The sequence below is a fragment of the Photorhabdus machadonis genome, assembly GCF_052657765.1.
On the sequence record NZ_CP199761.1, the window covers coordinates 1 to 24,080 of the forward strand.

23 protein-coding genes and 2 pseudogenes are annotated in these 24,080 nt (G+C 41.7%); 7 read left to right on the forward strand and 18 right to left on the reverse strand.

Annotated features, from left to right (window positions below; genetic code table 11):
- The 5 genes and pseudogenes from dnaA (at position 1) to ACUN2T_RS00025 (ending at position 6,649) form a co-directional block, all read left to right on the forward strand.
- Positions 1–1,389: a chromosomal replication initiator protein DnaA gene (dnaA, locus tag ACUN2T_RS00005; protein ID WP_445495667.1), complete on the forward strand. Its 1,389-nt coding sequence runs from the start codon at positions 1–3 to the stop codon at positions 1,387–1,389.
- 4 nt (positions 1,390–1,393) lie between these two features.
- On the forward strand, positions 1,394–2,494 hold the full coding sequence (dnaN, locus tag ACUN2T_RS00010; protein WP_445495668.1) for a DNA polymerase III subunit beta: 1,101 nt from the start codon (positions 1,394–1,396) through the stop codon (positions 2,492–2,494).
- A 21-nt stretch (positions 2,495–2,515) separates the two neighbouring features.
- On the forward strand, positions 2,516–3,607 hold the full coding sequence (gene recF / locus ACUN2T_RS00015) for a DNA replication/repair protein RecF (protein WP_445495669.1): 1,092 nt from the start codon (positions 2,516–2,518) through the stop codon (positions 3,605–3,607).
- Between the two features lie 19 nt (positions 3,608–3,626).
- On the forward strand, positions 3,627–6,041 hold the full coding sequence (gene gyrB / locus ACUN2T_RS00020) for a DNA topoisomerase (ATP-hydrolyzing) subunit B (RefSeq protein ID WP_445495670.1): 2,415 nt from the start codon (positions 3,627–3,629) through the stop codon (positions 6,039–6,041).
- 138 nt (positions 6,042–6,179) lie between these two features.
- Positions 6,180–6,649: pseudogene (locus ACUN2T_RS00025) on the forward strand (Hcp family type VI secretion system effector).
- Positions 6,650–6,689: 40 nt separating this feature from the next.
- Here the strand turns inward: ACUN2T_RS00025 and ACUN2T_RS00030 are convergent.
- The 13 genes from ACUN2T_RS00030 to ACUN2T_RS00090 all read right to left on the reverse strand — a co-directional run bounded on the left by ACUN2T_RS00030 (position 6,690) and on the right by ACUN2T_RS00090 (position 17,613).
- Positions 6,690–7,007 carry a hypothetical protein gene (locus ACUN2T_RS00030; protein ID WP_445495671.1) on the reverse strand — a complete coding sequence of 106 codons (318 nt, stop codon included), beginning with the start codon at positions 7,005–7,007 and terminating at the stop codon, positions 6,690–6,692.
- A 125-nt stretch (positions 7,008–7,132) separates the two neighbouring features.
- Positions 7,133–7,444, reverse strand: a complete 312-nt coding sequence (locus ACUN2T_RS00035; RefSeq protein ID WP_445495672.1) for a hypothetical protein — start codon at positions 7,442–7,444, stop codon at positions 7,133–7,135.
- 83 nt (positions 7,445–7,527) lie between these two features.
- Positions 7,528–8,199, reverse strand: coding sequence for a DUF4225 domain-containing protein (locus tag ACUN2T_RS00040; RefSeq protein ID WP_445495673.1), 672 nt, complete (start codon positions 8,197–8,199; stop codon positions 7,528–7,530).
- Positions 8,200–8,368: 169 nt separating this feature from the next.
- Positions 8,369–9,475 carry an aspartate-semialdehyde dehydrogenase gene (asd, locus tag ACUN2T_RS00045; RefSeq protein ID WP_445497986.1) on the reverse strand — a complete coding sequence of 369 codons (1,107 nt, stop codon included), beginning with the start codon at positions 9,473–9,475 and terminating at the stop codon, positions 8,369–8,371.
- A gap of 290 nt (positions 9,476–9,765) precedes the next feature.
- Entirely contained in the window at positions 9,766–9,987 is a 222-nt protein-coding gene (locus tag ACUN2T_RS00050) for an ogr/Delta-like zinc finger family protein (protein WP_036841214.1), read from the reverse strand.
- A gap of 72 nt (positions 9,988–10,059) precedes the next feature.
- Positions 10,060–11,322 (reverse strand): phage late control D family protein, encoded by a 1,263-nt coding sequence (locus ACUN2T_RS00055; protein WP_445495674.1) that lies wholly within the window; start codon positions 11,320–11,322, stop codon positions 10,060–10,062.
- Positions 11,322–11,807 (reverse strand): phage tail protein, encoded by a 486-nt coding sequence (locus tag ACUN2T_RS00060; protein ID WP_445495675.1) that lies wholly within the window; start codon positions 11,805–11,807, stop codon positions 11,322–11,324. Before ACUN2T_RS00060 ends, ACUN2T_RS00055 begins: the two co-directional genes overlap by 1 nt.
- A 1-nt stretch (position 11,808) precedes the next feature.
- Positions 11,809–14,712 carry a phage tail tape measure protein gene (locus ACUN2T_RS00065; protein WP_445495676.1) on the reverse strand — a complete coding sequence of 968 codons (2,904 nt, stop codon included), beginning with the start codon at positions 14,710–14,712 and terminating at the stop codon, positions 11,809–11,811.
- Positions 14,705–14,824 carry a GpE family phage tail protein gene (locus tag ACUN2T_RS00070; protein WP_445495677.1) on the reverse strand — a complete coding sequence of 40 codons (120 nt, stop codon included), beginning with the start codon at positions 14,822–14,824 and terminating at the stop codon, positions 14,705–14,707. Before ACUN2T_RS00070 ends, ACUN2T_RS00065 begins: the two co-directional genes overlap by 8 nt.
- A gap of 14 nt (positions 14,825–14,838) precedes the next feature.
- The gene (locus ACUN2T_RS00075; RefSeq protein WP_350307375.1) at positions 14,839–15,156 is read right to left on the reverse strand and encodes a phage tail assembly protein; all 318 of its coding nucleotides are present in this window, start codon (positions 15,154–15,156) and stop codon (positions 14,839–14,841) included.
- Positions 15,157–15,242: 86 nt separating this feature from the next.
- Complete coding sequence (locus tag ACUN2T_RS00080; RefSeq protein WP_445495678.1) at positions 15,243–15,758, reverse strand: phage major tail tube protein; 516 nt, start codon at positions 15,756–15,758, stop codon at positions 15,243–15,245.
- 10 nt (positions 15,759–15,768) lie between these two features.
- Positions 15,769–16,941, reverse strand: coding sequence for a phage tail sheath protein (locus tag ACUN2T_RS00085; RefSeq protein ID WP_445495679.1), 1,173 nt, complete (start codon positions 16,939–16,941; stop codon positions 15,769–15,771).
- A 99-nt stretch (positions 16,942–17,040) separates the two neighbouring features.
- The gene (locus ACUN2T_RS00090) at positions 17,041–17,613 is read right to left on the reverse strand and encodes a recombinase family protein (protein WP_036841199.1); all 573 of its coding nucleotides are present in this window, start codon (positions 17,611–17,613) and stop codon (positions 17,041–17,043) included.
- 64 nt (positions 17,614–17,677) lie between these two features.
- Between ACUN2T_RS00090 and ACUN2T_RS00095 the strand changes: the two genes are divergently transcribed.
- Positions 17,678–18,694, forward strand: coding sequence for a hypothetical protein (locus ACUN2T_RS00095; RefSeq protein WP_445495680.1), 1,017 nt, complete (start codon positions 17,678–17,680; stop codon positions 18,692–18,694).
- Between the two features lie 180 nt (positions 18,695–18,874).
- A pseudogene (locus ACUN2T_RS00100) lies at positions 18,875–19,045 on the forward strand (tail fiber assembly protein); the annotation flags it as partial.
- 32 nt (positions 19,046–19,077) lie between these two features.
- On the opposite strand, the gene ACUN2T_RS00105 reads toward ACUN2T_RS00100, so the two are convergent.
- The 5 genes from ACUN2T_RS00105 to ACUN2T_RS00125 form a co-directional block, all read right to left on the reverse strand.
- Positions 19,078–20,175, reverse strand: coding sequence for a glycosyltransferase family 4 protein (locus ACUN2T_RS00105; protein WP_445495681.1), 1,098 nt, complete (start codon positions 20,173–20,175; stop codon positions 19,078–19,080).
- 80 nt (positions 20,176–20,255) lie between these two features.
- Entirely contained in the window at positions 20,256–20,771 is a 516-nt protein-coding gene (locus tag ACUN2T_RS00110) for a tail fiber assembly protein (protein WP_445495682.1), read from the reverse strand.
- A gap of 13 nt (positions 20,772–20,784) precedes the next feature.
- Positions 20,785–22,572 (reverse strand): phage tail protein, encoded by a 1,788-nt coding sequence (locus ACUN2T_RS00115; RefSeq protein WP_445495683.1) that lies wholly within the window; start codon positions 22,570–22,572, stop codon positions 20,785–20,787.
- The gene (locus ACUN2T_RS00120) at positions 22,569–23,177 is read right to left on the reverse strand and encodes a phage tail protein I (protein WP_350307491.1); all 609 of its coding nucleotides are present in this window, start codon (positions 23,175–23,177) and stop codon (positions 22,569–22,571) included. The genes ACUN2T_RS00115 and ACUN2T_RS00120 overlap by 4 nt, the downstream gene beginning before the upstream one ends.
- Entirely contained in the window at positions 23,170–24,078 is a 909-nt protein-coding gene (locus ACUN2T_RS00125) for a baseplate assembly protein (RefSeq protein ID WP_445495684.1), read from the reverse strand. Before ACUN2T_RS00125 ends, ACUN2T_RS00120 begins: the two co-directional genes overlap by 8 nt.
- Positions 24,079–24,080: the final 2 nt, after the last annotated feature.

Below are 24,080 nucleotides of genomic sequence, written 5' to 3' on the forward strand. Positions count from 1 at the left end.
GTGTCACTTTCGCTTTGGCAGCAATGTCTTGCCCGATTGCAGGATGAATTACCTGCCACAGAATTCAGTATGTGGATACGCCCCCTTCAGGCAGAGCTAAGTGGTAACACTCTGGCACTTTATGCCCCAAATCGGTTTGTTCTGGATTGGGTAAGAGAAAAGTATATCAACAATATCAATGGGTTGTTGAATGACTTTTGTGGAGCAGAAGTACCGTTATTACGTTTCGAAGTTGGCAATAAACCTGTTTCCCAAAACGACAGCCCACCACAGAGGGTTGTTGCTCATACGCCGGTTACACCTGCACCACAGAACGCATCAGTACGCCCCAGCTGGGATAACTCCGCGGTACAACCAGAGCTGTCTTATCGCTCTAATGTTAATCCCAAACATACTTTTGATAACTTTGTTGAAGGTAAATCCAACCAGCTTGCCCGCGCTGCCGCAAGACAGGTAGCCGATAACCCCGGTGGTGCCTACAATCCACTATTTCTTTATGGCGGTACGGGTTTGGGTAAAACCCACTTATTACATGCCGTAGGTAACAGTATTATGGCACGTAAGGCAAACGCCAAGGTGGTTTATATGCATTCTGAACGTTTTGTTCAGGATATGGTCAAAGCATTACAAAACAATGCAATAGAAGAGTTCAAACGCTATTACCGCTCTGTCGATGCATTACTGATCGATGATATTCAGTTTTTTGCCAATAAAGAGCGCTCTCAGGAAGAGTTCTTTCATACGTTCAACGCATTATTGGAAGGTAATCAACAGATTATTCTGACATCAGATCGCTATCCAAAAGAGATCAATGGAGTAGAAGATCGGTTAAAATCCCGTTTTGGCTGGGGGCTAACCGTTGCTATAGAACCACCGGAACTGGAAACCCGTGTCGCTATTTTGATGAAAAAAGCGGACGAAAACGAAATCCAGTTGCCAGGAGAAGTCGCTTTCTTTATCGCCAAACGCCTGCGTTCTAATGTCCGCGAGCTTGAAGGCGCATTGAACAGGGTAATAGCGAATGCCAATTTTACTGGCCGGGCGATTACTATTGATTTTGTACGTGAAGCATTACGTGACTTGTTAGCATTGCAAGAAAAACTGGTTACCATTGATAATATTCAGAAAACAGTCGCTGAGTATTATAAAATCAAGGTGGCCGATTTACTTTCCAAACGGCGCTCCCGTTCCGTTGCCCGACCAAGGCAAATGGCAATGGCGCTGGCAAAAGAGTTAACCAATCACAGCTTGCCTGAAATCGGGGATGCCTTTGGTGGACGTGACCATACAACCGTGCTGCACGCTTGTCGTAAAATCGAGCAACTGCGCGAAGAAAGTCATGACATCAAAGAGGATTTTTCTAACTTAATCAGAACATTGTCTTCCTAGCGCTATGAAATTTATCATCGAACGTGAGCAATTGTTAAAACCACTGCAACAGGTCAGTAGCCCACTGGGTGGGCGTCCTACTCTGCCGATTCTGGGTAATTTATTACTACAGGTCACAGAAGGTTCTCTATTGCTGACCGGCACAGATTTAGAAATGGAAATGATGGCGCGTGTCACGCTTTCATTGCCACACGAAGAAGGTGCAACCACTGTACCGGCACGTAAATTCTTTGATATCTGGCGCGGTTTGCCGGATGGTGCTGAAATCAGTGTGGAACTGGATGGAGACCGCCTGCTAGTACGCTCCGGCCGCAGCCGTTTTTCGCTTTCTACATTGCCCGCTGCTGATTTTCCAAATCTTGATGATTGGCAAAGTGAAGTGGAATTTTCGCTGCCACAAGCCACACTGAAACGTCTTATTGAATCGACGCAATTCTCAATGGCTCATCAAGATGTCCGCTATTACCTCAACGGTATGTTGTTTGAAACCGAAGGCGAAGAATTACGGACAGTGGCAACGGATGGTCACCGTTTAGCAGTCTGCTCTATGGGAATTGGTCAAAATCTGCCTTCCCATTCGGTGATCGTGCCACGAAAAGGCGTTATTGAGCTGATGAGATTGCTGGATGGTGGTGATACGCCGTTACAGTTACAAATCGGCAGTAACAATATTCGTGCCCACGTTGGCGACTTTATTTTCACCTCTAAACTGGTAGATGGGCGTTTCCCTGATTATCGTCGCGTATTACCGAAAAGTCCGGATAAAACCCTGGAAGCCAGTTGCGATATGCTGAAGCAAGCTTTTTCGCGCGCTGCGATTCTCTCTAATGAAAAATTCCGCGGAGTTCGCCTCTATTTTAGTGAGAACCAGCTAAAAATCACCGCAAATAACCCTGAACAGGAAGAAGCCGAAGAGATTGTCGATGTCAGCTATCAAGGTACTGAAATGGAAATAGGCTTTAATGTCAGTTATGTTCTGGACGTACTCAACACATTAAGATGTGAAGAGGTTCGCTTACTGCTGACCGACGCTATTTCCAGTGTTCAGATAGAAGACTGTGCCAACCACAATGCGGCTTATGTCGTGATGCCAATGCGCCTGTAACAGGATTTACATTTCAGGTATATGACTCTTACGCGTTTACTCATCCGCGATTTTCGTAATATCGCCGCCGCAGATTTGCCTCTGGCTACCGGATTTAATTTTCTGGTTGGTTCTAATGGCAGCGGCAAAACCAGTGTACTGGAAGCGATTTATACTCTGGGTCACGGGCGCTCTTTTCGCAGCATTCAAGCTGGGCGAGTCATCCGCCATAATTGTGATGAATTTGTTTTGCATGGACGACTAAAACAACAGAAAAATGAGCGGGAACCGTCTATCGGTCTGAGCAAAAACCGTCATGGCGATAGCAAAGTCAGAATTGATGGCAATGATGGCGGTAAAATTTCAGAACTAGCCAAGATGCTGCCTATACAGCTTATTACCCCAGAAGGATTCACCCTGTTAAATGGCGGGCCAAAGTATCGCCGAGCCTTTATTGATTGGGGTTGTTTCCACAATGAGCCACGTTTTTTTTCTGCATGGGTAAACTTGAAACGGCTGCTTAAACAACGCAATGCAGCACTGCGACAAGTTACCCGCTACAGCCAGATACGGCCCTGGGATCAAGAACTGGCGCCCCTAGCCAATCAGATAAACCAGTGGCGAGCTGAATATGTTACAAACATCACTCAAGATATTGCTGATACCTGTAAACAGTTCTTACCCGAATTTATATTGAGCTTCTCTTTCCAACAAGGATGGGACAAAGAGAGTGATTATGCTGAATTGCTGGAGCGCCAGTTTGAGCGTGACAGAGCGTTAACCTACACGGCTTCCGGCCCGCATAAGGCAGATTTGCGCATCCGTGCAGAAGGAACGCCAGTAGAAGATATGCTATCCCGCGGTCAATTAAAATTGCTGATGTGTGCACTGCGGCTAGCACAGGGTGAATATTTCACCCGACAGAGCGGACAACAATGTCTGTATCTGCTTGATGATTTTGCCTCCGAACTGGATGCCGGCCGTCGTCAGTTATTGGCCGAACGTCTAAAATCCACGCAAGCTCAGGTCTTTGTCAGTGCGATAAGTCCTGGTCAAGTAACAGATATGCTTGATGGAAATAGCAGGATGTTTCGCGTGGAAAATGGCAAAATAGAGGTTCAACCACAGGATTAAAAATGAGCGAGAAACGTTGATGTCGAATACATATGACTCCTCAAGTATCAAGGTATTAAAAGGGCTGGATGCGGTTCGTAAACGTCCGGGCATGTATATCGGTGATACAGACGATGGTACCGGCTTACACCACATGGTCTTCGAGGTTGTCGACAACGCTATCGACGAAGCCCTCGCAGGCCACTGTAGTGAAGTTATCGTCACTATCCATACCGATAACTCTGTCTCTGTACAAGATGATGGCCGCGGTATTCCTACCGGTATACACGAAGAAGAAGGTGTTTCAGCAGCTGAAGTTATTATGACTGTGCTGCATGCGGGGGGTAAATTCGACGATAACTCTTATAAAGTTTCCGGCGGTTTGCACGGCGTAGGGGTTTCTGTTGTTAACGCCTTGTCTGAAAAGCTGGAACTGGTTATCCGCCGTGACGGCAAAGTTCATGAACAGACTTATCACCTTGGTGTGCCGCAAAGCCCACTAAAAGTTGTTGGTGAAACCGAACAGACAGGTACCCGTGTTCGCTTCTGGCCAAGCATGGATACTTTCCGTGACAACACTGAATTCCAGCACGACATTCTGGCTAAACGTCTGCGTGAATTGTCCTTTCTGAACTCAGGTGTATCTATCCGCCTGCTTGATAAACGCACCAATATTGAAGACCATTTCCATTATGAAGGTGGTATTAAGGCGTTTGTCGAATTCTTAAATAAAAACAAAACACCAATCCATCCCAATGTTTTCTATTTCTCTACAGAAAAAGATAGCATCGGTGTTGAAGTTGCATTGCAATGGAACGATGGTTTTCAGGAAAATATTTACTGCTTTACCAACAACATCCCGCAACGTGACGGTGGTACTCACTTAGTTGGTTTCCGTACCGCGATGACTCGTACCCTCAACAGCTATATGGACAAAGAAGGGTACAACAAGAAATCCAAAGTCAGCGCCACCGGTGATGATGCCCGTGAAGGCCTGGTTGCAGTTATTTCCGTTAAAGTACCTGATCCAAAATTCTCTTCTCAGACCAAAGACAAACTGGTTTCTTCCGAGGTGAAAACGGCGGTTGAAACACTGATGAACGAGAAGCTGGTGGAATACTTGCTGGAAAACCCGAATGACGCTAAAACCGTCGTCGGTAAAATTATCGACGCTGCCCGCGCCCGTGAAGCCGCCCGTAAAGCACGCGAAATGACACGCCGCAAAGGGGCTCTTGATCTGGCAGGTCTGCCCGGCAAACTGGCAGATTGCCAGGAACGTGATCCGGCACTGTCCGAACTCTACTTAGTGGAAGGGGACTCTGCGGGAGGTTCTGCAAAACAGGGGCGTAATCGTAAAAATCAGGCAATTTTGCCACTGAAAGGTAAAATCCTGAACGTTGAAAAAGCGCGTTTCGACAAAATGCTCTCTTCCCAGGAAGTGGCAACCCTGATCACTGCGTTGGGCTGCGGTATTGGCCGTGACGAATACAACCCGGATAAGCTGCGTTATCACAGTATTATTATCATGACAGATGCGGATGTTGACGGTTCTCATATCCGTACTCTGTTACTGACTTTCTTCTATCGTCAAATGCCAGAAATCATTGAACGTGGTCATGTATTTATTGCGCAACCACCACTGTATAAAGTGAAAAAAGGCAAACAAGAACAATACATTAAAGATGATGAAGCGATGGATGAGTACCAACTGTCTATTGCATTGGATGGCGCATCACTTTACACCAGCAAACACGCACCCGCCCTGAAAGGGGAACCACTGGAAAAACTGGTGACAGAATTCAATAGCGTGCAGAAAATCATCAAACGTATGGAGCGCCTGTACCCACTAAGTCTGTTGAACAATCTGATTTATCATCCAAAGTTAACTGAAGAAGAGCTGTCTAATAAAACCAAAGTTGAAGAATGGATTAAAACGCTGGTTACTCGTCTGAATGACCGTGAACAAAACAGTAGCAGCTACAGCTATCGCCTCCATGAAAATCGTGAGCGCCAAATGTATGAACCCATTCTGTGTGTTCGTACACATGGTGTTGATACTGACTATCTACTGGACTTCGATTTTGTCCACGGTGGTGAATATCACCGTATTACCCAATTGGGCGACAAACTTGCCAATTTGATCGAAGAAGACGCTTATATTGAACGTGGTGAACGCCGCCAACCTGCCTCTGATTTTGAGCAGGCTCTGAACTGGCTGACCAAAGAATCACGTCGTGGCCTGTCCATACAGCGTTACAAAGGTCTGGGAGAAATGAACCCTGAGCAGTTATGGGAAACAACCATGAACCCGGAAACCCGCCGTATGATGCGTGTGACAGTAAAAGATGCTATTGCCACCGATCAACTGTTCACAACCCTAATGGGTGATGCAGTTGAACCTCGCCGTGCATTTATTGAAGAGAACGCCCTGAAAGCAGCCAATATTGATATCTAATTAATATTATTAACAATCTCCAAAGCGCTCATATTTATTCTCTATGAGCGCTTTTTTATCTGTTATTTATAACCAATAAAGTGTAATTTATCTAATGTTTCTGTAAAACATCACTTAAATATAATCTAAGGATATAATATGGCTGACATGATTTACATGACGGTAAAGGGAAAAAAACAAGGGTTAATATCAGCTGGATGTTCTTCTGTTGATTCTATTGGTATATAAATATCAAGCAAACCACTTTAGTTTATAGCTTAAGCCATGCGATAACACGGGCTCAAAACGTCGATCACCAACCCATTGTTATCCAAAAATCCATCGACAAATCATCACCATTACTTGGTGTTGCTATTTCTGACAATGAGTCTCTTGAATACTCTATTGATTTTTACCGAACTAACTCAAATGGTGCTCAAGAACGTTATTACAATATAAAGATCACTGGTGCCAAAATCACTGAAATAAGTGTTTTGCATCCACATTCGTTGAATCATAATGAGATCCCACCACAGGAAAGTATTTCATTAAAATATACAAATATTACTTGGAATCACCTTATCGCAGGTACTGGTGGTTATAGTATTTGGGATGATAGGATTTATTAAAAGAGCAAAACAAGGCGTTTTAACCTCACACCTTGTTTCATTAACGAACTTTTCTCGGTAGGACCAAAGCATATAAAACAGAGAATATCATACTTCCTATTTTAATCTCTTCACTATTTAAATTAATGAATTTAGATATAAAATCATGGTGCTCATTAAGACCAACAACAAATAGCTGTATATAACCAAATATAATTATTAAAATAGAAACAAAACCAGACAAAATATAATTACGTTTTTTATCCACAATCTTTTTTATAAAATAAAATGAGATAAAAACAACTGAAGACATAATGTAATAAAGAGAAATATCCCGCCAAGTGGGCTTAGTGGAAATTATAACATCAATATGTTCCATATTTTTTCCTATCTTAATCAACAAATACTCAACAAGCATATTATGATTTTTTCAGTAATTAGATAGTTATTATAAGCTTATCCATTAACAAATTCATTTCATAATCATCTAATCTAAAACTAATTTCAATATTTCCTTGGTAACATGCAAGCATATAAAATAGAAAAAATCACACTACCCACTCTAATTACCTCACTATTTAAATTAATAAACATTGATATAATGTCATGATAACCACCATATTTAACAATAAACAATTGAATTGAACCAAATATTACTATAATAAAAAAACCAAGAACAGAGAGAATATAACTTCTTCTTTTCTCTATGGTAATTTTCATGAAAAAAAGAAAAAAAAGCGTTAATGATAAAAGATAGTACAGAAAAATATCCTGCCAAGTAGATTGAGTTGAAATTGTAATATCGATATAATTCATTATTTATCCTCTTGTAACTGATAAATACTCAAAATTGTAGAACTATCAACGATACCTTCTGTAGTTAAGCTCACAGTTCCCACTTATCTCCACCCTCTGATAAAATCATTATCTATATTTCTGAATAACTTCCATGACTTTTCTCTTAGCTTCAAGACTTTTCTAAAAGCGCCATAACCTGAAAGAGCCAAATCAACAGTTGCATAAGCAATATCTGCATCTTTATCACTTAAACCGATTTTATTAGCAATATATCTGTATCCTTCTCTGACACCACCATTAATATTTTCTCTGTACAATAGATAATATCCATTTTCAACAACATTATTGTACCCATGAGCCATTAATGGAGCACCGAATGAAGCACATGCTAACCCTAAAGAAGCCTTACAGACTGTGTAACCCGCAAGAATCTGAGTACCACCACCAACAAATCCGATCTGTTTTAATATAAGATTAGCATAACTTAATTTCTCTTTTTCCCTTTCAATTATTACATATTGCTTTACTCTATTCGCTGTTAAATAGAAAGCTTGCTCTTTCAGGTGATCTATTTCAAATTGGATTAATTCAATTGCACCACTTGAAGATAAACAATGAACAAGAACCCGTCCCAATATATCCTCTATAAAAAGATTTACATCTGAATTAAAATCTATTTTTATTTTACTATGACTGATATAGCGAAAAGATAACGTTCTTGCCAACTCTCTTAATTCTCTTACTTTTAAACTCAGTAAGTTATCTTGTTCCATTCCCGTCATCTCCATAAAAATGATTTACTAGGTAGATACAAAGCATAAATATAATTTATGGAATATAACAAAAATAAACCAATAAAGAAACAATCAACAGAACCATTATACCCAATAGAGAAATCCACCCGAATAACGAGTGGATTTTTACATAAATAGATTAAAACGATTAAGCTAAGATACGTAGCATACGACGCAGAGGCTCTGCTGCTCCCCACAACAATTGGTCACCTACCGTAAAAGCAGATAAATATTCTGGGCCCATATTCAGCTTACGTAAACGCCCCACAGGAGTATTCAACGTGCCTGTTACCGCTGCCGGGGTCAATTCGCGCATACTCAGCTCACGATCATTTGGGATCACTCTTACCCAGTCATTATGCTCAGCCAGTAATTGCTCAATTTCAGGAATCGGAATGTCTCTTTTCAATTTCAGAGTAAATGCCTGACTGTGGCAACGTAAAGCTCCGATACGTACACACAAGCCATCAACGGTAATAACCTTATTACCGGTATTGAGGATCTTATTGGTTTCTGCCTGCCCTTTCCACTCTTCACGGCTCTGACCGTTATCAAGCTGTTTATCAATCCATGGGATCAAACTACCTGCCAATGGTACGCCAAATTGGTCTGTTGGCAAAGAACCGCTACGGGTGAAATCTGTTACCTTCCTTTCAATATCCAGAATAGCAGATGCCGGATCTTGCAACTCTTTTGCTACCTGAGTGTGCAGAGAACCCATCTGAACCAATAATTCGCGCATATGACGGGCACCGGCACCAGAAGCTGCCTGATAAGTCGCAACAGAAGCCCATTCAACCAAATCATTAGCAAACAAACCGCCCAGAGACATCAGCATTAAACTAACAGTACAATTACCACCAACAAAAGTTTTTATACCTTTATTAAAACCTTCCTGAATATGAGCATGATTGACCGGATCAAGAATAATGATGGAATCATCATTCATACGCAGCGCTGACGACGCATCAATCCAATATCCCTGCCAACCCGTTGCTCTTAACTTCGGATAAACCTCATTGGTGTAATCTCCTCCCTGGCAACTAATAATAATGTCCAGAACACGGAGAGCCTCAATATCGAAAGCATTCTGTAAGGTACCCTGTTGACCGGTAAAATCAGGTGCAATCTGCCCATGTTGTGATGTCGTGAAGAATACAGGATGAATAATATCAAAATCCCGTTCTTCAATCATACGCTGCATTAATACTGAGCCGACCATACCGCGCCAGCCGATAAAACCCACATTTTTCATCATTATTGTCCTGCTTTGGTGAGTGTTGATCAGAGATTGTGATTACACTAAAACTGACAAAATATGACCGGAGGTGCAAGTGAATTTATTAATTATTGATAGGATATTTAGCAACGTAGTTAATACCAAGTGCCTAACAGATTAGACAAAACAGATGTAGAGGCAAGCTTAGAACTTTGTCTTCTCACACTATTTGTATCTATGAACTCTGTAAACGGCTCAAGTTGTTATACATGCCCGGTATACATAGAAAAGCCACCTTTCGGTGGCAAAGTGTTTACGAGTTAACTTCAAATCAAACTCAGCTGGCTTTTAGGTTTTTCTTTAGGATGCGGTTTAACGCTTGCCACTTCACCCGGCTTAGAAATAAAACGCACAAACGTTTCATGACTGACGAACGTTGCACCACAATTGATATTTTGGCATTGGTTGTAACGTTCTTTTGTCTGGCAGGAATGCTCAAAGCTGCTGCGAGCATGAGCTGCTTTACCACAGAGAGGACATTTAATCATATTCTTTACCCCTATTTAATACACCATCTCATAACGCGAACATTATAACATAAGGTCCCATATAGAGAACATTTATTTCATATCGAGACCATTAACTTTTACTTCTAACTCTAGCGCTGTCGTAAAACCGCCTTGATTTATCGTGTGAGTAGCTCTTGTTATAGTCCACTCTGCCTCATCTATTTCCGGTTTAAAGCCAATAACTTTCACTGGCGTTTCAGGGTAGAGATCAGCACGCCCCAGAGCGAGTTGAATAGAAAATGACGCCACTCCACGTTGCATTTTTTCCCAAGCAGCTTTGGCGGCACGTACAGCACTAGCTTTATCGGGATATATATGAGAAAGTACTAGCTCGTTATCTTTACTGCCTGTTAAATAGGTCGTTTTCTTATTCACACTCTCCGACTGGGTGAATTCCACTGAAGTTGTCTGTTCTCCCTCCCAATGGATTTTTCCTTTACTCTCACTTTTTGATTCAGTATGTTTCATAGAGGTTTCCAATTTCCCCTCCAGTCTTATATCCCTCTTTTCCTTCGAATTGACTTCTTCTTTATGCTTTTTTCCTGAGCTGACAGAAGTCGTCTGTTTTTCCTTTGGATTACGCGTATCCTGCCACTGTGCTGTTACTCCGGTATAGGCTTGGCGATCAGCTAAAGTAAATCTATGGCTATCTCCAGATTGACGATTTATCACTACGGTAGGGATATCCTTACCACCGGCTGTTTTGTTCTGCCCTTGCCGAATAAAGAGCAATTCACCATTTTTTATCGAAGCAACAATTCCTTCCCTCTTTGCTATCCGAGTAAGGAAACTGCAATCAGATTCATTTGTCTGATCGATATGAATGATGATGTTCTCAATATCTTTACCTATTGAAGCTATCAGGTTATTTTTTTCAGCAATTGTACGAACAATCTCACCAATCTTTTTATTATGGAAAGACTCTTCACATTTCGTGTTGGTAATCCCCCTGAAATCGGCACTGCGCGCACGGATAGTCAGCTTATCAGGTGCTCCACTGTGTTCAATTTCATCGACAATAAATTTACCTTTAGGAGTTAATGGATGCCCATGCCACCCCAATTCCAGCGAAAGGATATTTCCCCTGGAAGGCAGTTGTAATATATTGTCTGCATCATCCAGCTCGATATCGAGCTGGTCAGCCTCCAAACCTCGGTTATCTGTCATTGTCAGCGACATCAAGCGCGATTGAATACGCTCACTGATATCCTTTTTGTCAATTTCCAGATGAAATGCCGGAGCACTATTTTTTCCTGTCACTATATCGAGTTTAGGTATCCAATCTAGATCAGGCACCCAGTCTATTTTCTGCATTATGAAAACACTCCTGTGATTTTATCTACCAGTTTATCTTTGATACTAGGAAGTTTATCTTTAATATCAGAAAGCTGATCCCGCAAGTCACCAAACATCTCAAACAGAGATTCATCCACTCGCCGTAATGTCAGGGTAAAATCTATTTTGCGGGCAACTCCATCTGAAAAAAATTCAGTTTTTGTCTCATCGATACTTTCAATGACAAACATGCCGTAAATCGCACCATTGCCACCAATAAAAGACCAAGCTTTACCACTGTCAGCCATAAGCTTGAGAACCAGCAATGATAAAGTTCCACCTGTAAGCTCAGGATGTAATGTCCCAGAAAGCGTAATAGTGTCATTCTCTGGCCCCAAAAATTGCCAAGCAGGCCGCACTCCAACTCGGCTGTTAAAAGCATGTCGCCATGACTGCTTATGTTGAAAATTTTGATATGGTGTGGTTTTCAGCATAAAAACAAATAAACCCAATGCAGCCATCATATTAAAAATCCTCCCTGTCAGAGAATGAACTACGTAAACGAGCCTGTTGCATACGCTCCCGCTGCTCAAGCTCATATCTGACCATACGGGCAATATCCTGTGCGGATTGTCCCGGTGAACCATAGACATAAATATGATATTGCGGCGCTTCTCGGTGTTGCTGCGGCTGACTTCTTTCCACCCTTTCCTGAATTTCAGGATAGGCATGAACCGGCAAGCTCTGGAAATGCATCGGAACCGTTTGAGCAGCGGCCATAAATGGCATCATTGCACCCACAGATAGCCCTAAAGCAGCATATGCAGCTGTTTTTCTCCGACTGGTAACATTCACAGGACCCCTTATAATTTCAGGTCCATATTCGCCAACAATGCCAAACCGTCCAGCAGGAATAATGCCGCCTTTATCGTGAGCAGTAGCAGCAATTACTGTAGCAGCATCAGAATTAGTACTATTAGTGACTTCCTGTGATGCTTTTACCGTAACTTCAGCTTTGGAATCTCCTTTCCACCACGACTTAAACCAATCAGTAATAGAAGAAAATTTATTTTTTACTAATTCATATCTTTCTTTAATTCCTTTTAAAAGTCCGTCAATAATTTCAGTTCCAAACTTCTGGAGTTTCTCTGGTATACCAATACCATTCATAGTATTGATAATATCATCCCAGTTTTTGTAAATAATTCCTATTAAGGTATAATTCATGAAAACGCTTTTAATACTTTCCAAAGCATTACTGAATATATTTTTAATATTTTCCCAAAGCTGGGTGAATTTCGGCCCCAATGTCTCCCAATTCTGCCAAATATAAACTGCCGCCATTGCAATCAAACCAATAATGGCAAGGATTGGGTTCGCCATCATTAAACGGCCAACAATCATCATGGTATTACCCAATATATTGAAAGCATTACCTAAAAGACCAAGAGCTTGTACACCTATGCTCGCCAGTATCTTCCAAGCATTACCTAAAAGGCCAAAAGCTTGTACACCTATATTCGCCAGTATCCTCCAAGCATTACCTAATGACCCAACAATACTTGAGGTTATACTTCCCAGCGAACTAAAGACACTTCCTAAACCGGCTCCAGCACTTCTCAGTTTGGTTAAGCTAGGTATTACTGTTACTACCATTGACAATAATGAACCAATTCCTTGTAACAATGCGCCGAATACAACCAAAACCCCACCTACAGCCATTGTGACAGTTGCGAAAGTAGAGACCAGTTGCGGATTGGCTTCCATCCACGCCCCAATTTTGTTAACAACTACCGTTATTTTCTGTGTGACACTCCTCAAGGCGCCATCTACACCAGAAAAAATTTGAATACCCAAATCACGCCAAGCGGCATTAAGTTTTTGGATATCACCTTCGAGGTTATTTGTTATTTCAGATGCTGCTTTTTGCGCTGTCCCATTAACTTGCGGACTTCTCAGCTTACCAACCTCATCCTGTAATCCTCCCGTCCCAGCTTGGCTAGTCAACACGCCTAAAGCAGGCGCTGCATCGTCACCACCAATTGCATTAAGATAATTATCTCGTTGAACTTGGTTCAAAGAACGGGTTTTATTATCTAACTCAGCCAAAATATCAGGTAATTCTCGTAGGTTACCTTTAGCATCACGCGTTTTGATATTGAGCTGTTCCAACGCCTCAGCTGCAATTTTTGGAGGATTTGCCAATCGCTCTAAAATATTTTCCAAAGCACCGCCAGCAGCTACCCCATTGATATTGGCATATGACAGTTTCCCGGTGGCAGCAGCGACAGTTTCAAAATCAATCCCTAGTGATGTTGCTTTCGGGCCAACATATTGCATGGCATCACCCAACGCAGCCAATGTGGTTCTGGAACCAATCAGAGTGGCTGCCATCACGTCGTTGGCATGACTCATATCTTTAGACTGTAACTTAAAACTAGCCAATGCATTCACACCAATCTCAGCAGTAGCAGCCAGATCCATACCGCTAACCTGAGATATTGCGATCGTGCTAGGCATCATATTTTTTATCTGTTCTGGTGTATAACTCGCTGATGCGTATGCAAGATGCCCCTGTGCAACTTGGCTAGCTGAAAGTCCACTACTTTTACTCTCTTCACGAATTTGTTTACGTTGCATGACGTATTCAGGAGAGTTTTTTCCAACATTAGTGAGTACCTGAAGTCTGGACATTAATGGTTCTAATTCATAACCTGGCGTTACTATATTTCTGCCGGTTTCCAGCATCTTAAGCCCGGTTGATTTTGCATTTTCACCGGTGTCCGTAATACGCTCGCCAAGCGCTCTGATCCTGCCAAGACGACCATTCCGTCTACTCTCTTTATCTCTATTATTAGTAGATACGGCTCCCTGCGAATAATTAGAGACAGACAGAAGTTTATCAACGGATTTATTTAACGATTTGATATCGTCACGAATCCGCGTAGTTTCCTGTGCATATTTTACAATCGGTTTAAGGTCATTAACCGACTGATTTAACAATTTAAATTCGTTAATAATTAGCCAAATTAAACTTCGGTTGTCTTTATTACCTTTATCTCTATTATGGGAATGCACAATTCCCTGTGTATTATTCTGAATAAACTGAAACTGACTGACTGACTTATTAACTAACTTGAAATCATTTTGGATCCGTACAGTCTCCTTCGTATTGTTTTGGATAGACAGAGACTTATTAACTGACTGATTAAACAATCTGAGATAAGTACCCATTCTCGCAGTTTCCTGCGCATATTTTACAATAGGCTTGATACCATTAACAGACTGATTTAACAGTTTGAATTCACCTCGGATTTTCCAAACTGAATCCACCAGTTTTCTATTGTCTCGCTGAACAGATTTAAAAGAGTGGGTCAGCTTACCAACAGCGCTTATAACTGTTTTTAGCTGTGATTGTATATTACTCATTTTCTGCACCACTTCGTAAGATAGCCCGATATCGCCAATCCAATAACTCGGGCAGTAACATTTCGTCTGTCACAACCGGAGACCAGTGAAAAACGGTGGCAATATCTGCCACCAGTTCATCGACTGTTAGTCGTTCTGGGAACCGGACTTGACCGACTTCGGCAACAAAAAATTGACTACCTCCACACTGAGATTAATCAGATCACCAGGTGACATTGTCAGCAAATCACTTTTTGTTAGCGCTGGTGTGGTGATGCGTGGTAAAACCAGCACCATGGAATCCACATCCATCTCCAATAGAGCCTGTAACCGTGCACCACGCAGTGCGCCACTATTAGGTTTACGCACTACCACTTCCGTGATATCACTATTGCCACGTACCAATGGTTCTTCTAATACAATTGTCTTCTGATCGTCGTTTTGAGTCATAAGTGTTTCTGTCATGGTTCAACCTTGTTTATCCGATTAAGAACCTATCCCATCAGGCGTTATTGATATAGGTAAATGGCCTGATGAGATTAGGATATAAATTAAAGACCAATAGCGCGGCGATGTTGCGCCAGACGATCTACTCCACCGACTTTTTCAACCATATTGATGGTGTCGATTTCGATCAGAACTTCACCATCCCATGTCAGTTTAAAATAAGTGTTTTTAGCGGTGATCTTAGTCTGGGTGTTATCCCCTTGCTTATAAGTACCGTGGTCAAATTCTTGGAAGCGGCCACGCATCACAACCTCAACGGCAACCACATCACCGGTATCATCGCGCTGGCAAGAACCAGCGAAACGCAACATGACACCATCTGCTTGTGCTATACCCCATTGCTTATAGAGCTGGGATTCCATGCCACCCAAAGTGAATTCTGCGTCCAACGCGCCTTCATCCAGACCTAAATCTATAGTGGCGCTACCGCTCATACCGCCACCGCGATAGGCTTCTAGTTTTCGGCTTAATTTAGGCAGAGTAAGTTCTTCTACAACGCCTTGGTAGTTGTTGCCGTCATTAAACAGGTTTAGGTATTTAAGTTTGCGAGGTAATGCCATCAGTGCCCCCTTAGCTGTTGATGCTTTTCGCGAAATCCATCAGGTAACTATCTGTAATGCGCTGGCGTAACATCATATTTTCCAGTGGCGGTACAGGTGTGTAATCGTAATCAATGGTCAGTTTGCCTGCTTTCAGCGTGTCTTTATCATTGGCGTTTTCGTCATACCAGCAATGACCGTCAATGATGTAGCCGCCGGATTTCAGCTCACGGAATTTTGCGTTAATACCTTCGACAATGTCCCGAACCAGTGAAGGAGTCAGTGGCTTATCGATTGCCCACATATGTGCTTCAGCCATGGTATCGGCTAATACCTGTGCAGTACGGGTATAACTTTCGAACTGGAACAGAGGATCATCGGCGCAAGTACGGGAACCCCAAAAGCGGAAGCCGTTTTTACGGATAAGAGTAGTGATACCATTCTGGTTCAACAGATCTGCATCGGTTGCGGTGTCTTGCAAATCCCAGAATACATCTGCGGAAAGGCCGGTTACGCCATTAACGCCAACGTTGGACAGGGTTTTGTGCCAGCCGGTTTCTTCATCAATTTTAGCTCGCAATCCCAGAGCACGAGCGGTAGCGTAAGCAATAGCTTCGCTGTTAGAAACTGTGTTCCAGCTCAGGAAATCAGGCCAAATCAACATCAGTTCACGCTGACTGAAGTTTTCACGGTATTTGATAACTTCCGCGATAGTCTTACAACCATAAGCACTGACATAAGCCATTGCCTTCAGTTTCTGTGCGATACTTGCCAATTCAGAGGCAACAGCCTTTGAATCCAAGCCAGGAACACCTAAAATGCGAGGTTTTACACCTAATTGGCTTTGAGCTGCCAACAGTGCCTGCATACCGGTTTTTCTGCCTTCAGCAGTGACAGAACCAATGATGTTGGTGATAGTGTCCTCTTCCGTCTCGCCTTGTGCCACACGGACAACAACAGTAACGGGTTGGGATTGGTCAGCAATCGCTTTGAGAGCTTGGTACAATGTACCGGCTTTACCGGCCTTGCCGCTTGCGCTCAATACATCGGTAATCAAGACCGGAGTGTTTAATGGAAAAGTTTTCACGTCTGCGTCAGGAGCAGTACACACCATACCGACAATAGCAGTGCTAACTGTCGCAATAGTGCGAGTACCTTCGTTAATTTCCTGTACACGGACGCCGTGATGATATTCTTGTGCCATATTAGCGGTTCTCCTGTTAAGGTGTACCGCTATGTTGAAGTATCTGGTCTACTAAATCACTCAATGGGAAATGTGTGGAAGATGATACAAATTAGGTAGTTAATCTATTGGTTTTTCTAAGTACCTAACTGGTAAATACTTGTAGATAGTGGAGAGAGAAACACCGTAAATCAGCGACAACTTCTTTCGGCTATGACCATTGGCTAGCAGTCTTTTTGCCTGTTGCCGTTCGGATAACGTCATTGATACTGGCCTGCCTCCTACTCTTCCCTGAGCTCGAGCGGCTATCAACCCAGCATTCGTCCTTTCAACGATCAATTCACGTTCCATTTCCGCCAATGCACTCATGACATGGAAAAAAAACCGTCCCATAGCGGTACTGGTATCAATGCTGTCAGTCAAACTCTGGAAATGAATACCTCGTTCACTTAAATCAGAAATCAAAGCGACCAGATTTTTTACGCTACGTCCCAGTCGATCTAGCTTCCAAACAACTAATGTGTCGTCTTTTTTAAGTAATTTTAAAGCCCGTTTTAAACCTGGTCTGTTGGCTGTTTTACCACTAATTTTATCTTCAAAAATCTGTTCACAATTTATACTTAATAATGCATTTCGCTGTAAATCACTGTTCTGATCGTTTGTTGACACCCGGATATAGCCAATCTTCGCCATGTGCAATCCCACTTAATACCAATGAGAGACTATTTTTTTAGAAATTATCATAAGTTAACCAATTTTGAAAAACCTTGGTTTGTCGGAAACGGTGAAGTGGGCCAAGGGGGCGGTGCCGGGCAGCCGGAAGGTGAACGGTAAGCTGTTGACTGGGGATATCAATTTGAGTGCCGGGGATGTGGGGGCGTTTAAACTGGGATTAACAGGCAGTTATCCTAATGTCCAAGCTGTTCCGTGGAACGTGGATACAGGTTTATATGATCTACAGTACCCAGGATACACTGCACATGTTGCTCACTTCTATAATGGTGTTGGGAGTTGTCCAGCTTTTCAGTTAAAAGTGGGGTATAAAAACGGAGGAATAGCTTATCGCTCTGCCCGTGATGGTTATGGTTTTGAGGAAGATTGGACTGATATTTACACAACAAGAAATAAACCCACTACAGCGGATATTCAGGCTGAACCACGCTACACTACCACGATTGATCTCACCGGTTTAAGTACTGAGCGCTATTATCCGGTCTGGTGGAGCCTCCCACCTAATGTCGGAGCAAATTCTTGGTTAGCGCTTCATAGGCCCTATCCGTATGATGCAGAAAAAAAACCATTCGGTGAAGGTGTAACACATGTTGCAGGATTACTTGCACAAATAGAAGGGGGAGAGCATGCGTGGGGTGGTGATGCACAATATTTAAATATTAAACGCATAAATCAAACCTATCGTAAAACAATAAAAGCGATCCGCTACGCCATGATAAGCATTGCCAGACCCGTCGATGGTAAATATCCTCTCTATGGTGATGTTAAATCTGGTGATGTTGTAGGTTGTTATGTTCATAGTGGCTGTTATTTACGGGGTGGTTTAACCTATTTTGTGACCAGTAATTTCCAACCAATTCATTATTCACGTAAAGAAGGAGAGGTTGAAATATATCAGTGGTCAAGTGCAGACCTTAATAGAGAAATTAAGTGGATGGTGAAATCATTAGCTATCAATGATCCATTATTAGGTGAAGAATATACTGATAATACAACACCTTATTCTCTGGAATATGACTCGCGTTATCAAAAAAAACCATAATGAGGATATATGATAATATTAAATAAATTAATAGACAAAAATGGCTATGAATATGTTAATGTGCCAGCTGAACCTCATCAATTGATTTCTATGGGTTTCAGTACTAAGGAAGCCCAGGCATTATATCAGCAAGCCATTGCCGAGAAAAAAAACAAAGTGAATTATCGTCAGCGATATTATTTATTGGAGCAAGCGGCAATCAAAATAGCTCCATTACAAGATGCCATTGATTTAGGTATTGCTACCGATAACGAAGTAGCCATGCTCACAGAGTGGAAAAAATACCGCGTCACGTTAAATAGGATAGATATTACGGCACCAAATATTGAGTGGCCGGAACAACCAGAATAAAATATTAACGGCCTGTTTTTCAGGCCGTAGGTTTAAAACTTATAAACTGACTTGTAGGTATCTATCGTTTCTAAAACCATTTTTTCTACATCAAACTCATTAACAGCTTTTTCTCTGGCTTTTTTAGAAAACTCTTTTAACTCTTGAAATGACAAACTAGCAATTGATTTCAAAATATTATGTATTGATACTTCATTTCCTGCCCTTGTGATCCAACCATTAACACCATGATCAATGTTTTCTGGTAGTCCACCAAAATCACTGACGATAACAGGAAGACCACAAGCCATCATTTCTCTGCAGGAAAAACTAATAGTTTCACAATCGGTAGATAATACAAAGCCAACAGAGGCATTTTTCATATAACTAATGATTGTTTTATCGTCATTTATATAACCAGTAAATTCAACATTAACATGCGAAAAAGTAATGCCGATTAATTTTTCCATATCCTTCTTATGAGGAATACGGCCTATAATTTTTACACTGAACTTATCAGACAATTCTTTATCTTTTGCTAGACATCTTATTAAGAAATGCCAGCCTTTATGTTCTGCAGTTCCAGCAGAGGAAATAAGTATTATTTTCCCTCTCTCTGTAATTTGGTGCTCAACTCTCCATTTATCAATATTAATACCATTTTTAATAGTAACTGAGCGCTCATCAGAGATAAAATATGAGCATTGGTTACGTGTAGAGTCGCTAACAAAAATGACTTTTTCATTAAATCTTCTAAGTCTGATTCTTGACAACAAAGATACTGAATAATGATTATGCTTAGTATAAATTAATTTACTTTTCATTCCGAAAAGTAATTTTGCTATAATAGCTATTTTATTATCAGAAGTTCCATTAGTATGAATGATGTCTATTTTATGTTCTTTTGATATTCTAGATAAAGTCTTACTGGTTTTTATAATTTGTTTCAATTTTTTAATTTTAAAGAAAAAAAATAATGGAAATATGTTATCAAATCCTAAATTAGATAATTCCTTATATAGTCTACTTTCTGGCGGGCAAGCAATGAATAAATTCCCTTCGTTATAGTTAAAATATTTAACTATATTCATTATGTATGTTGTATGACCACCACCATTTCCAGTATGAAAATTTGTAATCAAAATATTCATTATGCTTACCTATCCTAATCCTAATCCTAATTTTTTATTTATTTTACCTGAAAAAACAGGGCCAATATAGGCCCTGTTTTCTATTTTTTAGGTGTTTCAGGCCACTGGATCCTATCAGGCTGAGAAGTATCTATTCTACTTAATAAAACTCTGTATTTTTTCCATGCTATCAATTGCTCAATTTCTTTATCTGTTGCTATATCTAAATCAATGGAATCCTGTAGAGGTTGGATAGTCATGTTGGTTGCAAACATTTTTTCTGTTTTTTGGTTTTCAATTTGATGTATTATCTCTTCCAATGTATATATACGCGGTATTATCTTCTTACCATCAAAAAACCACTTACCAGATATATCCAAACTTTCAGGTATATTCTTTGATTCTATTTCTGCTACAGACAAATATATAGGAAAAAGGCTGGATATGTCTTTCGATAATGAGGTAATTATTCCTGTTTTATTAAACGTGAATTTAATTGTTTCTTCTGAAAATTCTTTTTGAATTTTATACCAATCATTTCCTTTATCATCTTTTAGATATTGAACATATGGAATACAATCCTTTGGGGTGTAAGGGGTAAAAATCTCAGTTATCATAATCTTTATTTACCTAAATAGTTGATATTGTTACCCACGCATCATGAATATATGCTTGTACTGGACGATAATTCACTCCTGCAAGGTGTTGCCTTCCTGAACTCCACATTGTTGTATTCAAACCAACGAGAACATTACCAGCGGGTGCAGTCCAGTTTTTTGTTGCATCTACCCACCCACCTTCGGTAGCTACACTACCAAGACGCAGGTTTGCTACCCCTATATTAGTTTTGTCTGCATACCGACTATCAGATTCCGCTTTGGTATATACTCCCACATCAGTTGCAGAAGGTTTGTTTTTTGTACTATATTGAATAGTCCAGGATAAGTATTTTGCCGGCCCATCCCATGTCTGTCGCGTTGCAATGTCCCCGTGGTGGGAATAATATGTTTGATGAATTTGTTGATCACTATTTCTAAATACAACAAGAAATCCATACGAGTAAATTTTATAACTGTTATAAACAGGTAAATCAGTTACAGAATTAGGATCAGCTATATATACAATATAGATACCAGTTTCACGCATGTCCGAGAATTTACCATTATCGGTTACACCGTTGCGTACACTTGGAAACGCTCCCAATTCCTCCAGTGACGGCTTATTTATCGAACTATATACTCGAATACCTGGTGCTTCATACACTCCTTTGCCGGAAATATATCCTGTTGCATCCACATTCCCATTGACGAGACCACCTGATTTTGGGTAAGCCCCTTTTGCCAAATTTACGGTTTCCGCAATATCGCTCGTATAAACACACTCACCTCCCGGTTTTGCACCATTATTATTGGAAAATTGTGCAAATAACCGCCCGGATGAGTTAACCCAGATCTGACCATAGTCGCTATCACCAATGCTAACCCCCTTTGCATAATTAGTAGATTCCCCACCACGGAACGGGCCGTTATATCCCAGTGTTGGTATTTCATCAATGGATCTCAGCATGGGGTAAGCCCCCACATCTCCCGCACTCAAACTGATATCCCCGGTCAACAGCTTACCGTTCACCTTCCGGCTGCCCGGCACCGCCCCCTGGGCCCACTTCACCGTTTCCGACAAACCAAGGTTTTTTACAAATTCATTTTTATTGGGAATATCTGCGCCATTTTGATCTTTAGCTAATTTGCTGTTGGCATTGTTATTAGCATTTGTCGCATTAGTATTGGCTGCTGCTGCATTGTTATTTGCCGTAGCTGCCAGATCATAAGCGGTTTTCACGGCTTTCGGAGTAGCAGCAGTCGTTTCATCGTTACTGTCAGTGACACTGTTTAACCTAACAAAGCCTTTATCTTTCGCTGTAGCATCAGGATGATTACGGCTTTTTTCATGTTTTTTAATGGAACTATCCACATATTCACGCGTTGCCAGCACTACAGATGGATCAATCTTCAGAGTGACCGAATCAGTGCTGCTGACAATTAAAACCATCCTAACTGCCTGCGTTCTACCCGATCCTTCCTGCAATTGAGGCTTGTAAGTTTCAGGGCAGTTTGCCACAGCAATCATCACACCTTCGCTGTCAAACAGGCCAATTTCACGTATCCACCATCCCCCTTCATTTTCAGGGATAATCTGTTCAGCAATAATCTGACTGGTATTAACAGGATCAACACTTAATGTATTGATTGCAGCACGGCGCTTTTCATTAATTAGTTTTGTCTGGTTAGTATCGGGTGCTGGTAATTTACCACCACCATCACCGACCGCCATATGGGTGATATCAACCGCTGTACCAAGAGCAGTGGCATTCGCCAGTTTTGCTGCCCCCAGACTGGTTAAAATTGCAAAGTATTTCATAATGAAATCCTCATTGTATCAATGATATGAAGTGCTGCGCCTATAGGCGCATTATTACTAATAGTGATAATCTCAGGGGTATAAGCATAAACCGTGAGATCATCACCGCTATAACTTGCAGCGGAACAGTAAAATTCACCTTGCACATCCAGATTGACGGATAAACCAATTAGATGGCGACTTACAGGTTTAGCGTCAGAAATCAACCGTTCCAGCTCTAAAAAAGTTTCCTCGGTAATGCCACTATCTAGGACTCCTACATCAAGCCGAAAAGTGCCAGGGGCATCGTTAGTTTGCCACCATTCTTGAACTTTAATGAGATAACCCAAAGGCTCCACAACACGACGAATCGCGCCGATAGTGCCCTTATGCGTATGTAAAAACAGCGAACTTTTAACGACTTCGCGTTTAGTTTTCTCCGGCCAGTTTTCATCCCAGCGATCAACAGACCATGCCCATGCTAAATAAGGCAATAATGGTAGCGGGCAAGTATCAGGGTTCCATAACTCACGTAATGGCACCGAAATGTTTTGCAGTTGAGCACACGCTTTAGCTGCTGCTACCTCTAGTGTGGTTGAACCAGTCGGTAGCAGACGATCATTCATCAGAACCTCCCACCATCAGTTTCGCACTAGTGCAATAAGAAGCTTGAGTTTTATCCAGTACTACATCCTGAATCGGCGATTTCAGTTCTACCCGTTGTACACCTTCTACATGCAACGCAGCATAAATAGCAGACAACCGAATATCACGCCCCAGTCGATGCTGAGCTTCCACATAACGTTTCAGTTTTTGTTCAGCTGCAATACGAATAGGCTCGGCTTCAGGTGTAGGGTAGAGATAGAGCACTGCATCAATCTGGTATTCCACCACATTAGCAGACTGGACTTTCACCCGATCAGCCACAGGTCGAACATTTTCGTCATTCAGAACGGCGGCAACTTTGTCCAGCAATTCCTGTGAGGCCACACCATTATTTTCCCGTGACATAATGGTAACGATGACGTTGGCTGGTGATGGACTAGTAGCAGACGCATCTGCGATACGCCCATCAGCACTACGGGCATGATACTCGTAAGCACCCACCGGTCCCGCAACACTTAACCCCTCAAAAGCTTGTGGGATGCGGACACGGAAATCGTTATCGGATTCCATGACCGCAAGTGTTGGTGGAATAGTGCTGTTATCTGCTGGCTTTAACACCAGTCGGGTAATATTATTGTTTGCTCCCAGCAGGTCTAAATCGTTACCGGAAGCATAAGCTACCATTACTGCGCGGGCAGCTTCATTCATTCTCTGACGTAGTATCAATTCCCGGTAAGAATTTTCTTCAAGCAGTTTCACTAATGGTTCTGATTCTAGTTCCAGTGTACGGGCAATGGCCTCCTGTTGTTCTTCAGGATAGAGGGATATCAGCGTAGCTTTGCGTTCAGCCAGCAAACTTTCATAATCCAAAGGTTCTACCACATCCGGTGGTGGCAACTGGCTCAGGTCGATAGTCGGCATTG

Coding starts and splice junctions, on each gene's coding strand:
- dnaN (WP_445495668.1), top strand. CDS start 1,394: ATGAAATTTATCATCGAACGTGAGCAATTGTTAAAACCACTGCAACAG.
- recF (WP_445495669.1), top strand. CDS start 2,516: ATGACTCTTACGCGTTTACTCATCCGCGATTTTCGTAATATCGCCGCC.
- gyrB (WP_445495670.1), top strand. CDS start 3,627: ATGTCGAATACATATGACTCCTCAAGTATCAAGGTATTAAAAGGGCTG.
- ACUN2T_RS00030 (WP_445495671.1), bottom strand. CDS start 7,007: ATGGAACATATTGATGTTATAATTTCCACTAAGCCCACTTGGCGGGAT.
- ACUN2T_RS00035 (WP_445495672.1), bottom strand. CDS start 7,444: ATGAATTATATCGATATTACAATTTCAACTCAATCTACTTGGCAGGAT.
- ACUN2T_RS00040 (WP_445495673.1), bottom strand. CDS start 8,199: ATGGAACAAGATAACTTACTGAGTTTAAAAGTAAGAGAATTAAGAGAG.
- asd (WP_445497986.1), bottom strand. CDS start 9,475: ATGAAAAATGTGGGTTTTATCGGCTGGCGCGGTATGGTCGGCTCAGTA.
- ACUN2T_RS00050 (WP_036841214.1), bottom strand. CDS start 9,987: ATGATTAAATGTCCTCTCTGTGGTAAAGCAGCTCATGCTCGCAGCAGC.
- ACUN2T_RS00055 (WP_445495674.1), bottom strand. CDS start 11,322: ATGCAGAAAATAGACTGGGTGCCTGATCTAGATTGGATACCTAAACTC.
- ACUN2T_RS00060 (WP_445495675.1), bottom strand. CDS start 11,807: ATGATGGCTGCATTGGGTTTATTTGTTTTTATGCTGAAAACCACACCA.
- ACUN2T_RS00065 (WP_445495676.1), bottom strand. CDS start 14,712: ATGAGTAATATACAATCACAGCTAAAAACAGTTATAAGCGCTGTTGGT.
- ACUN2T_RS00075 (WP_350307375.1), bottom strand. CDS start 15,156: ATGACAGAAACACTTATGACTCAAAACGACGATCAGAAGACAATTGTA.
- ACUN2T_RS00080 (WP_445495678.1), bottom strand. CDS start 15,758: ATGGCATTACCTCGCAAACTTAAATACCTAAACCTGTTTAATGACGGC.
- ACUN2T_RS00085 (WP_445495679.1), bottom strand. CDS start 16,941: ATGGCACAAGAATATCATCACGGCGTCCGTGTACAGGAAATTAACGAA.
- ACUN2T_RS00090 (WP_036841199.1), bottom strand. CDS start 17,613: ATGGCGAAGATTGGCTATATCCGGGTGTCAACAAACGATCAGAACAGT.
- ACUN2T_RS00105 (WP_445495681.1), bottom strand. CDS start 20,175: ATGAATATTTTGATTACAAATTTTCATACTGGAAATGGTGGTGGTCAT.
- ACUN2T_RS00110 (WP_445495682.1), bottom strand. CDS start 20,771: ATGATAACTGAGATTTTTACCCCTTACACCCCAAAGGATTGTATTCCA.
- ACUN2T_RS00115 (WP_445495683.1), bottom strand. CDS start 22,572: ATGAAATACTTTGCAATTTTAACCAGTCTGGGGGCAGCAAAACTGGCG.
- ACUN2T_RS00120 (WP_350307491.1), bottom strand. CDS start 23,177: ATGAATGATCGTCTGCTACCGACTGGTTCAACCACACTAGAGGTAGCA.
- ACUN2T_RS00125 (WP_445495684.1), bottom strand. CDS start 24,078: ATGCCGACTATCGACCTGAGCCAGTTGCCACCACCGGATGTGGTAGAA.